The sequence below is a fragment of the Pseudochrobactrum sp. XF203 genome (assembly GCF_020341615.1).
Classification (GTDB): Bacteria; Pseudomonadota; Alphaproteobacteria; order Rhizobiales; family Rhizobiaceae; genus Pseudochrobactrum; species Pseudochrobactrum saccharolyticum.
Genome location: NZ_CP084392.1, coordinates 1,720,606 through 1,733,368 on the forward strand (window position 1 = coordinate 1,720,606; position 12,763 = coordinate 1,733,368).

Sequence of the window (12,763 nt, forward strand, 5' to 3'; positions counted from 1 at the left end):
TACTCTGATCCTAATTGGTTTCTTCCGGGTCATCTTTCGGTGTCTCACTTCCAAAGCGTGACACCACGCCGGAACTGGCCACTTCACCGGAGGTAACACCATGCTTGGCTGCAAACCGTTGTTCACGGGCACGTTGCAGCATGTCTTCCTTCCAATCGCGCCCCTGTTCGGCGGACTCGGATTCCTGCGTTGAAAGGCCAGTAGCCAAACGAATAGCGGCAGCACGCGCTTCTTTCTCGGGATCAACCCAGCCACGCCCCGAGCCGATCCAAGCCGCTCTTGCCCAACCAATCGGATTGGCCTCAAAGGAAACGGCATGTGCTGGTAGTTTGATACGCCCCTGATCGAACACTTCTTCCAGCCATGCCATATAAATCGGCTGCATAAAGCTATGCGCAAAGCTGGTTTTGCGTGCAGTCAGCCCGCGCCAGATTTCCAGAAGTGCCGCACGCGCACTGGAATAATTGACCTTTGACCAGTCCATGGTCAGCTGCTCATAGGTCAGGCCAATGGATGATGCGATATTGCGCAATGCTGCATTGACGAAAACCTCAAACGCAGCGTTCGGATGTTCGGATTTGGTAAAAACCACATCCTCACCCGGATTGAGGAAGTTGAGCTGCGCACCCTTGAGGCGGATCGGATCAGCTTTATACGCTGCCGCCTGAGCTGAAGCCTGCGCATCAAAAAATGCGTTAATCGACTTGCCACTATCACCGGCACTGAAACTATCAGCCAGCTGATCCATATCCAGCGGCGTTTTGATGAAAGCCGCCATTACCGCATTGAGTGATGCTGCCTGCAGCTCATAATCATTGTAATCAGAGACTTGCTTGAGCTGCTGCAACACTGATGCCCAAGGGCTGACACCGCGTGTCATACCGGCACGACTGGCCTCAAAAGCATGAACAGCTGTCGGCCTGCCCCATTCAGTCTCCCGTTCTACCCGATCCCAGATAAACATATCATGCATCGGTCTGGTGATATCGCCGGGATGTGTGCGTCGCACATGATAAGCCAGTGGCGCGCCATAGGCATCAAGCTCAACACCATCACGCAGAAACTCGCTATCAATCGCCCCTTTCGGATTGGAGATCCGCGCCGGATCAATCACATGCACACAGGTACCATAACCATTGGCTCCCATCCGATATGGCAAAACCGCAAAGGCTTCGCCGTCAGAAAATCGGTGTCGTGCTGCCAGACCCAACAGGCCAGCAACAGACTTGGTACGTTCTGCATCAAACCAGTTACCGGGATCGGTCGCCACATCCGACCATAGCCCCTCGATCTGGTCGCCAATCTCATCGGCCTCATCAGCGCTCAAATTCAGAGTTCTGGCATTTGGTTGACTGGATAAGCGCCATCCGGAACCAATCACTGTATCCACGAGACGGGACACACCAGCCGATGCCCAACCGTTATTGCGCACCGCATCATTGACACGATCAATAACAACATCGCGCGACAATGTGAGTGCAGCTTGTCCGGAATATGTACCAGGTCGCCAACCAGCCATAGACGAATGATCCGAACCGGCAGCGCTATAAGCTGCCGCATTCATCGCATAACGTCTGCGGGCTGCAACACGCACCTCCGGTGGCATTGGAGCGCCGTGAGCGTCCAGAATAACCGTTTCGCTCATAGAAACACCACACGGCGCGAGCGGGTACGTGCTGCACTGGCAATCCCCAGCTGAGTCCGTAGCTCACCAATATAAAGCCGCAACCGCCCTTCATCTGCTGTGGTGAAAGTCACACTTTCTCCCTGATAGCTGAGTTGCACTGATGCTTTACCAACCATGAGTTTATGCAGCGCTGCCTCTGCTTCTGTGAGGCGCGCCAATAAAATGCTTCTGTCTGTCATGTTGTTTCCGATCAGCCGCGGCGACTGGCACGCGCCATCGCACGGGCGATTGCCGCTTTTACCAAGGGCGATTGTTTCTGTTCATCTGCAAGTTTGGCTACCGACACCTGAGGCTGGCGTAAAAGCTGGTCTTCAAGATCCAGCTGTGCCGGTGGCTGCTCTTGTGAAAGACGTTCTGCCAATGCGTCCCATTCATCCTCAGTCCAGTAATTGATCCCTAAGCGCAGGGTCGCGGTCAAAGACTGGTTGAGCATATCCAGCGCCTCATTGCGTTTTCCAGCTGGCAAATCCCATTCATAATAAGGATGGCCAGAACGGCCACGGCGCTGAACACGTATCTCGGATGTTGCCTGTTCAAAGAAGTCATCCCCCAAACCATGCACAAAATCGATATAGCCAGTCTGTTCCGGATCTTCCTTGCGGTATGAACGGTAAAGAGCTGCTTTCATCACCGAAGCATTGAAGTTAAAAAAGCGCCGTGAGTATTTGAGTTGCCTACCTTTTTTGTCTTTCTCTTTTTTAACTTGCGCCAGCATTGGAGCGGCTTCGCGATTATCACCACGCACCATAATCACATCCGTGATCGGATGACACCGCGCCCACTCCCAAACATCTTCGGTATAGGCATTACCATCAATCGCCGTCAGATCGACCTTGCGCCGATTACCCCAACAATCCAGCCATTCACGTTTAACCAGTTGCGACAATGCCTGTTGCACTGCAGGCTCGGAGATATGGCCGGAATGCGCTGTAAAACCCGGTAGATTACGACCGGTATTATCGTCAAATATCCCGCGATCTATCACCACGCGGTAACGGTTCTTGCCATAACCAACCAGCAGCCATTCAACACGATCCCCCTGCACGTCTATGCCAATTGTCAGGATCAGTGCCTTTGGTGGGATAATCCCACGCGGCAGGCCAGTTTGCGCTGCCCTATCGCGCAACACTTCCCAGCCAATAGATTCCCCGTCAGTCTCAAAGGGTTGTCCCAGCCAGTCATTGAAGAATACCTGCTCAGCACCGGCCTTCTTACCTTTATCATCGGGACCACCGCGCTGCACATTGAGATAGGCACGCGCCAGCGCCTCCCAACTTTCCAACGGCGAATAGGCAACCCAGATATGAAATGAGCGATGATAGCGTGCTCGTTCCGGATATTTAGCAATCCATTTGGCACCATTCTCTCTCGCTACCATCCATGCGCGATGATGCTCCTTGATTTCGCCGCCACATTTAACGCAGTAAAAACACGCTTTCTCAGGATGCTCCGGATCAATGTGATCACGCATCTGCTCCCATTCGAGCGGTTGCAACTCCAAACAATGCGGACACGGCACATGGTAACGCTCCTGCGTGCCCTGCTCAAAGTTGGAGCTGATACGGCAGCCCGGCGCAATCAGCGGCGTTGAGATTTTCAGGATCTTCGCCGCGATGAATGCTTTTGACCGGCTCTCTGCCTGACTTTCCGGATCACCTGCCTCATTGTTTTGCCATTTCGACAGATCATCCTGCACCTGCTTACGCGGTGAGATCATCGACAAGCCGGAAGGTGAATTGGCGCCCGCTGCCTGAATAGCCCCGCGCCCGTCTGCACGCTCCTTATAGTGGATGGAATTACCACCCTCGCGGCTTTTCTCAGGAAACAGTGCCGTCAAAGACGTAGTTTCGCGGATCAGCGGCATCAGCTTCTGTTTCGACCAACGAGAGGCATTTTCCTCTGTCGGATGCACATACAGAAAATCGCACGGATCCATATCCATAGTGCCGAGCGTGAAGATATTCGCCAGCACCGTGCCGCCGACCTGTGCCGATTTGGCAATAGTCACAATCCGGCACGGGTCTTCCGGTGAAATAGCTTTCAATATCTCCGAGAAGAACGGAAACAGCGTTTCATTATAGGGACCAGGAAACTGTGTGATACGATCAGAAAAGACAATATTCTGTTTTGCCCAAGCTAGATAATCAACCGGTGGCGGTGGCATCGTCTCCTGTGCCAGAATGGAATATGTCAGCCATGCCGGATTGCAAAGCAGTGTCATGTACCAACCATTCAGTCTGGGTGTTGATCCTCACTTTCAAATAAATCAGGATCAATCACGTTTTCCGGCTCTGAAGCCTGTTGCTCTATGAAACCCTGTGCTGCTCGCTCACGTACTTTGCGGAAAGCTTGCTGCAGGTGATGTAGGATGTCGCGTTGTGGTAGTTCAAACTGGCCGGCCAGATGCGTTGCCATATCAGCCAGCCCGCCCTCCATCACACGGTAAGCCATCGCCACTGATCGCGTGATTTCTGATCTGGCTTCATCCGCCAACATGAACCGGCCAGATGCTAATGCTTCTTCGCGTTTGGCACGCGCTGTCTGCATTTTGGCTTGTTCAAGCTTTTCGCGGGCTATCTGGTCAGCAACCAGATCACTTGGTGTCTGAAACACTTCCGGTGGCCGCTTTTCTGCATTCTGCAGTAAAGGTGCATCCGTTTGTTCGACTGCAGCGCGTGGTACCGGTGAAACAGATATTCGCGTGCCTAGACCATTAATGCCTACACGCTGTGAGACATCAAGGCGCCCGCTCAAGTGGCGCTTGGCGCGTTCCACTACAATACGGGCGCTTCGTCCTTCGCCTTGCAAAGCATCCGGTCCAATCTGGCCGGACGCAATATATTGAGATATTCGTCCGGCAGAGACATTGATCAGCTTGGCAAACTCGCCCTTGCTCATCGTCTGATCTGACTGGATGGCCGTCATAACTTTTCCTGAGAATACAGCCGGATATTTAATCCTCTGAGTTTAGTGCCTGACTTTAGTTCTTTAGCCTTCGACTTTAGGCTTTGATTTCACGCTCAGACTGACCAAGACCCGCGGTGCGAAATACCCGCAGGCAAGGTGCGTCAGGAAGGACCCGAAATGTTAGAAATGATCCATATCGACTGACCAACTATCGGTGGCTTCGCTTGCCGACCTCTTCCGCGAAGTATCGGGCGAAACGTTCTTCTGCCACGCGCTTTACTGTCTCATGGAAGTTAACGGTTTGAACATAGGAGCGCATACGAACAAAGAGCAGCATGGGTTTTATTGAGTTATCCATGGGGTTTCGCTGCCATACCCCCGGATGCAAATGTGATCCGCGCTCTGGCACAAAGAACCGGGCATTCTTGTATCGCGCATTGCGCTTGGTGGAAGCTGCCGTTCGCTTACGATTATAACCAGCAGTACGTTCAGCAATTTGCAAATCAGCCAGAATGCGTACAATCAATGCCACGCGAACATTGCCATACTGATCAAGAGGACAATCCTTTGAAGGAACGGCATAAAGCCCCTTGTCCATATGCCCTGCGGAGATCAGCTGGCGCTCAAAGGATTTGAGATTGCGCTGACCACCGAAAAATTGCGGCGTCAGAAAATTAGCAGGCGGCGTTGAATTCTTAGCCCATGACTTTCCTGCAATGATAACAGCTGCTGAAAGACTAGAACTACTTGCCTGCTCATAGGCAACACCCCGTTTTGCAAAAGGTGTCACTCGATCAAGCTTAGCCTCCATCTCATCCTGCACAGCCAATCGGCCAACTGCCGCGGTTCTGTTCAATGCATTGATCGTTGCCTTTGGAACTACTTCCTGCTCGAACCGGTCAAGCTCCTGCTCCCACCCCTTCGTGTCAAAACTCATGAACACGGATGGACCATCAGATAACAATGGTCCACTCAATGATGAGGTGACATTCAGCATGGTCAATTATTCCAGTGAAAGAGAGATCAGCAATACTCAGTCCTGACCGCCAAATATTCGCGCATGTTGAAATGTGCATGAATCTCAACACTCATGGTCCGCACGCATTTTACCGCGCACTACATTAATTCATACGCATTTGACGGAATAATATTCGCATGATTAGTGAAAGATGCTGCTGGCGGGGAAAATAATCCGGTCGGCAATTTCTATTGTACTTACGTGCAGCAAGGTCACGACTAGAACGTGGCTTGAGTGACGGGCTCGACCCCGTCTGCACCGGAGTGTGAATACAATGGAAACAAAGTTGAAACGCAAGTTAGTCGCCGTTCGGGCTTATGTTCGTAAGCGATATGGAAAGTTAGAATATGTATGTGCGCATTTTCGCTCACATCCTAATCAGCTTTCCTTTAACTTTTAGGAAGAGTCACGCCCTTTCCCCTCAGCCAGCAGCACCCATCACTAAGCACCTTCATTATCTGGTTTGTGCCTGCCATAGAGCCGCTATCTTGCTCTTTTCTTGCGATACATTCGCTCATCAGCAAGAGACATAATATCTTTGAATTTCTGATTAGATTTTAATGGCATATATCCAACAGAAAGCGATAAAACATGCGTAATACCAGTCTGTCGATGCTGAAACTCATCATGCGCTTTCGCATTCATCTGCTCAATTGCTCCATCAACATCAGCACATGATGCTTTTGGTATGAAAGCACAAAACTCATCCCCACCAATACGCGCAATCAAACTATCTGACGGCAATACGTTGACCATTGCCTGAGCGACAGAAACAACAGCATCATCACCGACAAGGTGACCATATTTGTCATTTATCACTTTCAGATAATCAATATCAGCTAACATAAACCAGCCTCGAACACCCGCTGCACTTGCTGCATTAAACTGCTCGATAAAACTACGGCGGTTAAGGATACCGGTTAAAGGGTCCACACTCGCGATGCGCGTAAGCTCATTGGCTCTGCGGATGGCGCTGCGATAAGAGAGTTCCAGTTTTTCCAGACGAGAAAACCAAAAAATACCAATCGGTATCGCGATCAGAAATGGTAGCGTCAATCTAACAAAGACCGTTATTAAATCGGACTCTGTTCCCGTGATTATTCGAACACCAGTTGAAAATGATATTGAAATAGCCGCTGCAAATACTGCGACTATTGCCGTTCGTTTCAACACAAACTTCGATAACAACCGCCCCACCTTCCGGGATCATATCTTATTAAAAAAACTGCAATCTAGCTTTTTAATCCGCGATGCAGTTTTACCGATATGGATTTCAGAAACACCAACATTTGTGCATCATACGAATATAATCCACAACTCAGCTATGATGCGGGTGTATTGATTTGTTAGGGCTCGAAATTTCCACATAGCTTCGCACTTGGGGAGAAGCGGTTGCCGGTCTTCCGGTCGCTTCTCCGAGGTCTGTGCCGAGCTCTGCCATATAGGCTGCTACAGGGTATCGGAAGCACTACGCTCCACAGTCCACAGTCGTCTCTGCGACTATGGCTATGCCGATTTGATCAAATTGGCAAGAGGCACTTCTATTGTCCGCTCTTGACCAAATATGAAGGCAAGAACACGGGCTGCTCTTGCCCCGACATAGCCTTCTATGACGCCCTCAAAAACACCTGCAGAGCCAACAGGAAACGATACGCGTTCACCGTTTTTGTAACGTGGGAAATTCTTTAAATCATTAAATGAACCAACGTCATTCAAACATTTGAGATCATTCATATATTTATCGCTAACAACCAAAGCGCCACATTGGCCAAACACAACAGAAATAGCACCATCAATACGCGACAGGCCTACCCAACTTTCAGCACACGGAACAGCTTTAACAAAGAGATATCCGCCAAATACTGGCACCTCAATCTCCTTTGCAGGACGGGTATATCGACGTGGCTGCAAGGCTTTTTTCATGGGCAACCATGTCTCAATTCCAAAGTTACTCACCGATTTACTAACAGCTTTCTCTTGTTTGTTCGCAGTTTTGAGAACAAACCACTGTTTTTCAGACTGCTCATTACCGGCTGCAATAGCCAAAAATTTCTCTTGCATCCGTATTTTGATGCGATCTGGATCCCGTTCATCAAGCTGTCGTGCTGTTTCCAAGATACGCGCTTCCTCAAATGGTCTGTTATTTGGCATCATCATTTTTCAATTCCTCGCAACAGAGCCTGCAATTCATTCAATGCATCGGGTCCGCCCTCCGGCAGATAGACATATTCCATAGTTCCGGTATTAGGCAGCCAAGGCCAGCCACGCGCAGCATGAGCATCAAACCACGCCTGCCACAGATCGCCACCAACCTTCACCGCAACCATGCGCTCAGCCACCGGCTGCAAATAGGCCGGAACAAGCGCACCGCGACGAACAGAAGCGTTTTCAAACAGTTCATTCACAACTGGAAAACCAAACTTAACCTGCTTTTCGGAAAGCAGTCTCTCAGCCGTGAAAGTGCCGTCATCAACCATTCGCTGCTCAAGTGCAGTCAGCCTGCCGATATGTGTCGAACCTGCAATCAGTTGCTCATAAACCCGTGCAGCCCACATTTTGCCAAATGGTGCGGCCCGATCCAGCGTATTGGCAACGACCTCAGCCTTCGCCGGTAACTTTTCCCAACGCTTTTCGCTAAGATAGACCGCAAATGTACAAAATTTGCTCCGACCGGAAACCTTGGAGGCCTCAAGATAGCGACCAAGTTCCTGAGAAGCCTGTTGACGATCATCGTCACTCAGACGCATCCATGCCTTAAACGCCTTCGGTTCACTATCCGTCACGAATGTCGGCCATTGCTGGTAAGCTTTTTTGAAAGCCCGTTCGTTTGCCCTCCTGATTTCCCTGTTTTCAAGTTCGCTTGCGCGCCCTCTCTCAAGTAATGGTTTATTTAATGGTTCTATTACGGTTTGGGTGACATGGTGACACCCGTCTATGTCGTCAGTGTCACCCGTCTCTGCATCCAGTGTCACGGGTGTCGTGGTGTCACCCGTGACATGGTGACACCCGTCAGACACAGTTTTACCCCTCACAAGAGCTTCCAATTTCATCATATCGAAATCGTATCGTGTAGCCTGTCCGGGGCGACCGCCGCCCTCAGCGACCACGATCAACAGACCTTCATCAACAAACTCTTTCAGAAGGCGCTGCACGGTACGCTCTGACAACTCAGTTTCGTTTGCCAACCGTCCAACAGTCGGCCAAATTCCGCGCCCCTCATCATCAGCGAAGTCACCTAGCCGGATCGCAAGTATCTTGCGGCTTGGAGAACCGATCTGCGCCTTGAAAAGACGCGACATGACTGCAATGCTCATTGTGCAGCCCTCCGCAGTTCGCGCAAATTCCGCCCCATAGCAGCCCGTTTGCGCCGGTAGGTTCTAATCCCATACAAAACGGTGGTGTGATCACGATTACCCATGCGACGGCCGATCTGGGAGGATGAAAGCTCGGTCAGGCGCCAAGCCCAATAATAGATGGCCTGCCGTGCCATAGAGACTTCACTATCACGGCGTTGAGAACGGATTTCCGTTAAGCTGACATTGAACACACGGCAGAACCGGTGCGCAATCTTATCAAGACGAGGCCTATACCCCTTATCGCCCGGCATTTGCGCAATCATCGCCGCGTCATTTACAACGGAAGCAATAAACCGCTCGAATTTGACGGCTGTCGCATTGCGCATCGCAATAACTGCAGGATTGAAATTCATATCAGCCCCCGAAACAAAGGCATGCCAAGCGCATCAGCATAGAGCTGCACCATGGCCTCCTCTTCCTGCCGCTCATGATCCTCTTTTTTGCGTAACCGGATGATCGTGCGTACAGCCTTCGTGTCGAAGCCGGAGCCTTTCAGTTCGGCAAAAACCTCTTTGATATCATCACCGACAGTTTTCTTTTCTTCCTCAAGACGCTCAATTCGTTCAATAAAAGCACGAAGTTGCCCCACTGCGATGGTCTGCGAGCTGTCTCCTCCAACATCGTCAGTCATGATCTTGCCTCCGCAAAAGATTCGGATGTACAAAAACATGACAAAACGTAATGTCGGACTAAAAGATCACTGAACAAAAACGAAGGAACGAGCAGAATTAAAAGATGCATGAATGGATCGCGACTAACTTTCTGAACCTTCTGACCGTCATTGGCTCGGTAATTGCAGCATGTGCCGCACTCTGGAATGTTCACCTCACGCGCACTCAATTGCGACTTCACCACAATGCAGAAATGAGCAAAAATCTGCCTGTTATCCATGCAATAATAGGTGGAGAAATCGATAATTGGATTTGGGTGACAGTAACAGTCAATACCAGAGATCTGGGCATCTTCATTGAAACCGTTCATATGCGCAGTCGCAACAACCCAATGATGGTTCAATTTGCTTATGGAGATCTGATTGATAGCGGAATTAAAAGAATTTATTCCACCACTGACTTCAAGAGCGCCGCAGAGAGTTTTGAACTCATGGGAGAGATACGCTCCAACTCCAAGTTTAGATTCTGCTTCTGGTATCATTTGGAACCACCAGTGCGCACACGCTTTTCTAAGTTACGCACATGGATCAACAAAAACGAAAATTCGGATTCAATCTTTGTGAGCCTCCTGTCCATGGACAACCAGAGCCAACGCACCGAAATGGACGTCGCTATAAAAGCTAAGGCGAGAAAAAGCAGTGCAACCCCATAAAAATAATAAAATGTTTCAGTCATGATCTTGCCTCCGCTTTTTATCGGAACGAACAGGCACGAGACAAAGCCGCTGCAAACGGCCTTCTATGGTCAGCCGCGCCAGCCGGTCAGCATTATTAGGAATTTTTTTCAGCACGGCTTTAGATTTGGCCGCACCATACCGAGAGTGGGAAACAAACGGTTCGGAGCCGTGGAAGCGAAAGTGACACATCATGCGTCACCGCCTTTTGAAAGCGCGCCATCAACCTTCCGTTGAAATGCTCGAAGCATTTGCACGGCTTCCTCAATTTCAATGTCAATTTGCTGCTTTTCACGGGGTGTGATTGAACCGTCTGCAATCGCCTGCGCGTATTCATGCATCACATCAGATACAGACTTACTCAGGCGGGACATATCCCCGATATCCGGCAAGGTGTTGCCGAAATTCTGATTGCCAAGCGACACCAGTTTATAGCCAAGCTGTGCGGCCATAATGGAAACAATGCCGTTCGAGCGCGTGTCGAGCATTAAATCCATAGCCACATCAATCGGCATATGGTTGATCGCCTCATCCGGCGCACCATAACGCGAAAGCGCCGAAGCATTGACCCGCGTCACCTTTTCAAAAGCAGAAACACCGCCAGCCATCGGCAGCAATCGACGTACAGCAGCCTTGAGAGCCTGCCGATCTTGCTCAGTTGTCGGGCGAATTTTCACCATGACAGAACCTCATAAAAAAGACCTGTCTTCGCGCTGACGGGAGCCAAAGCACGAAGACAGGCCAGCATCTGCCGTGGGAGGTGCCGGCAGAGATAAGGGAAAAATCTTTTGTGTGATTTTCGGTGACAGCTGCAGTGCAGCCGTGTTCTGTGAGGCGAAGCAATCATTGCACCACCTCATGACTTTGAAAATTAACACATACAGCAACGGGTGTGACTGCAATAGCATCGGCCAATTGCTGAAGGCCAATGCCGTTAATGGAACGCCTTGCAGCGGATGCAACTGTCGAATTCCAGTACTGTGCTGGAATAGAACCACGACGACGCATTGCCTTTGCAGTCCCGTATGGAACCGAAAGATCGCGGGCGAATTCGGCCAAGGAGGGCCACTGGTCAATGATATCTGAGTGCGTCATGGCTTCAATGGGTACTATTAATACCCACGCCAGTCAAGCCAATAGGATATTACTTATACCCTTGTCAGTGGGTATAAATTGCACCATGACAAACAATAGCGAACAACGTGAAAAAGAACGCCGCGCAGAAAGATTAACTCTAGCGCGGGTGAGAGCCAATGTAGGCGGCACAAAAGCAGCCTCAGTAAAATTTGGCTGGAATGCTAACAACTATAAAGCCCATGAGTCAGGGCGGAATGGTTTTGGGATTGCTGATGCTAAAAAGTATGCAAAAGCATACAACGTTTCAGTCACTTGGCTGAATTTTGGCATCGGATCAGTAGAAGAAACTTTCACAGATACCGACGAACTAAAAATTGAAGCAATCAATCTTTTTGATAGTCTTCCTGCTGCACTACAGGAGGCTGTAGTTCAGAACATGAGGACGCTTGCGACCTTAAGCACTCCACAAACTCAAGCAGACAAGCAGGCGGAAGACAACCAAGCAGATGAATAAAATCATTTCGTAGCTTCTCCTTGTCTACTTCCGTACTCATGAAACGCCCTCACAGAGAATATTTGTTCTCATTTCGTTCATGTTAAATGATCAGTTTGAAATTGGTCAAGTGAAGAGTCGTTATTTAGTATATTATACATACCCATTTTAAATTTGGGTATTTAAAATACCTTTTTGACTTGACAGTAATGGGTACACATAATACCCATTATGCACCGACCCAATATTAAGGTGCAAATATGATCATCTATGAAACCCGCCCTGCTCCGGCACCATCAATTCAAGAATTGTGCATCGTCTCTGGCATGGCCGCAATCATGCAGGACATGGATGCTGCAGGTGAAGCCGTTACACCGGATAACTTGCGCGGACGTGGCTACACAATAGCCGACATTACCCACTACGGCCTCAAAGCCGCCAACCTTGCCCGCAAGCGCTCAGTTAAAACGGTGATGTGAGCGACTTAGAAGCGGCAATCATTCAGATTATTCTGAATTGCAGAACCGAACCTGACTAAGCCACCCCAACAATCTGACACTGCCACAACTGCCGCACCTTCCGGCAGAAGGAGAACTTGTATGCAAATTAAGGTCAATATCAAAGCTCGTATAGCTCAAGCAGGCATCCGCGGCCGCCAATTGGCACCACTGCTCAATATCACGGAGCCAAATGTCTCCTTGCTCATAAATGGCAAGTCCAAATCCATTTCCTACAAGCAGATGGCTACATTATGCCAGATATTAAACTGCCAGCCAAACGACCTGTTTGAGTTAGTGCGGCCATGACAAGATTTCTATTCATTCAGACCGTTCCTTTGTGCTGTTTCCATGAAGGAATGAGAGGTGATGGATCGCGTTCCA

The 12,763-nt window shown here is 49.7% G+C and carries 15 protein-coding genes; 4 read left to right on the plus strand and 11 right to left on the minus strand.

Features of this window, described 5'->3' with window-relative positions:
- Positions 1-10: 10 nt before the first annotated feature.
- From LDL70_RS07800 to LDL70_RS07845, 10 genes are all read right to left on the minus strand, one after another.
- Entirely contained in the window at positions 11-1,645 is a 1,635-nt protein-coding gene (locus tag LDL70_RS07800) for a phage portal protein (protein ID WP_225684780.1), read from the minus strand.
- Complete coding sequence (gene gpW, locus LDL70_RS07805) at positions 1,642-1,866, minus strand: gpW family head-tail joining protein (RefSeq protein ID WP_022711869.1); 225 nt, start codon at positions 1,864-1,866, stop codon at positions 1,642-1,644. The genes LDL70_RS07800 and gpW overlap by 4 nt, the downstream gene beginning before the upstream one ends.
- Positions 1,867-1,877: 11 nt before the next feature.
- Positions 1,878-3,908: a phage terminase large subunit family protein gene (locus tag LDL70_RS07810; RefSeq protein ID WP_225684781.1), complete on the minus strand. Its 2,031-nt coding sequence runs from the start codon at positions 3,906-3,908 to the stop codon at positions 1,878-1,880.
- 11 nt (positions 3,909-3,919) lie between these two features.
- Positions 3,920-4,612 carry a hypothetical protein gene (locus tag LDL70_RS07815; RefSeq protein WP_022711871.1) on the minus strand — a complete coding sequence of 231 codons (693 nt, stop codon included), beginning with the start codon at positions 4,610-4,612 and terminating at the stop codon, positions 3,920-3,922.
- A gap of 190 nt (positions 4,613-4,802) precedes the next feature.
- The gene (locus LDL70_RS07820) at positions 4,803-5,591 is read right to left on the minus strand and encodes a hypothetical protein (RefSeq protein ID WP_156831460.1); all 789 of its coding nucleotides are present in this window, start codon (positions 5,589-5,591) and stop codon (positions 4,803-4,805) included.
- A 504-nt stretch (positions 5,592-6,095) separates the two neighbouring features.
- Entirely contained in the window at positions 6,096-6,809 is a 714-nt protein-coding gene (locus LDL70_RS07825) for a GGDEF domain-containing protein (RefSeq protein ID WP_033316175.1), read from the minus strand.
- Between the two features lie 309 nt (positions 6,810-7,118).
- Entirely contained in the window at positions 7,119-7,769 is a 651-nt protein-coding gene (locus tag LDL70_RS07830) for a transcription termination/antitermination NusG family protein (RefSeq protein WP_028233863.1), read from the minus strand.
- Positions 7,766-8,926 carry a helix-turn-helix domain-containing protein gene (locus tag LDL70_RS07835; RefSeq protein WP_033316181.1) on the minus strand — a complete coding sequence of 387 codons (1,161 nt, stop codon included), beginning with the start codon at positions 8,924-8,926 and terminating at the stop codon, positions 7,766-7,768. The genes LDL70_RS07830 and LDL70_RS07835 overlap by 4 nt, the downstream gene beginning before the upstream one ends.
- Positions 8,923-9,321, minus strand: a complete 399-nt coding sequence (locus LDL70_RS07840) for a helix-turn-helix domain-containing protein (protein WP_225684782.1) — start codon at positions 9,319-9,321, stop codon at positions 8,923-8,925. The genes LDL70_RS07835 and LDL70_RS07840 overlap by 4 nt, the downstream gene beginning before the upstream one ends.
- Entirely contained in the window at positions 9,318-9,599 is a 282-nt protein-coding gene (locus LDL70_RS07845) for a DUF2312 domain-containing protein (RefSeq protein ID WP_022711876.1), read from the minus strand. The genes LDL70_RS07840 and LDL70_RS07845 overlap by 4 nt, the downstream gene beginning before the upstream one ends.
- A 104-nt stretch (positions 9,600-9,703) precedes the next feature.
- Between LDL70_RS07845 and LDL70_RS07850 the strand changes: the two genes are divergently transcribed.
- Positions 9,704-10,291: a hypothetical protein gene (locus tag LDL70_RS07850; RefSeq protein ID WP_225684783.1), complete on the plus strand. Its 588-nt coding sequence runs from the start codon at positions 9,704-9,706 to the stop codon at positions 10,289-10,291.
- A 212-nt stretch (positions 10,292-10,503) separates the two neighbouring features.
- Here LDL70_RS07850 and LDL70_RS07855 read toward each other — a convergent pair whose 3' ends face one another.
- Entirely contained in the window at positions 10,504-10,992 is a 489-nt protein-coding gene (locus LDL70_RS07855; RefSeq protein WP_022711878.1) for a phage regulatory CII family protein, read from the minus strand.
- Positions 10,993-11,405: 413 nt separating this feature from the next.
- On the opposite strand from LDL70_RS07855, the gene LDL70_RS07860 reads away from it, so the two are divergent.
- From LDL70_RS07860 to LDL70_RS07870, 3 genes are all read left to right on the plus strand, one after another.
- Complete coding sequence (locus LDL70_RS07860; protein ID WP_225684784.1) at positions 11,406-11,903, plus strand: hypothetical protein; 498 nt, start codon at positions 11,406-11,408, stop codon at positions 11,901-11,903.
- 239 nt (positions 11,904-12,142) lie between these two features.
- A complete protein-coding gene (locus LDL70_RS07865) occupies positions 12,143-12,361 on the plus strand; it encodes a hypothetical protein (RefSeq protein WP_225684785.1) in 219 nt (72 codons plus the stop codon).
- 120 nt (positions 12,362-12,481) lie between these two features.
- Positions 12,482-12,688: a helix-turn-helix transcriptional regulator gene (locus LDL70_RS07870; RefSeq protein WP_225684786.1), complete on the plus strand. Its 207-nt coding sequence runs from the start codon at positions 12,482-12,484 to the stop codon at positions 12,686-12,688.
- The last annotated feature ends 75 nt before the right edge of the window (positions 12,689-12,763 follow it).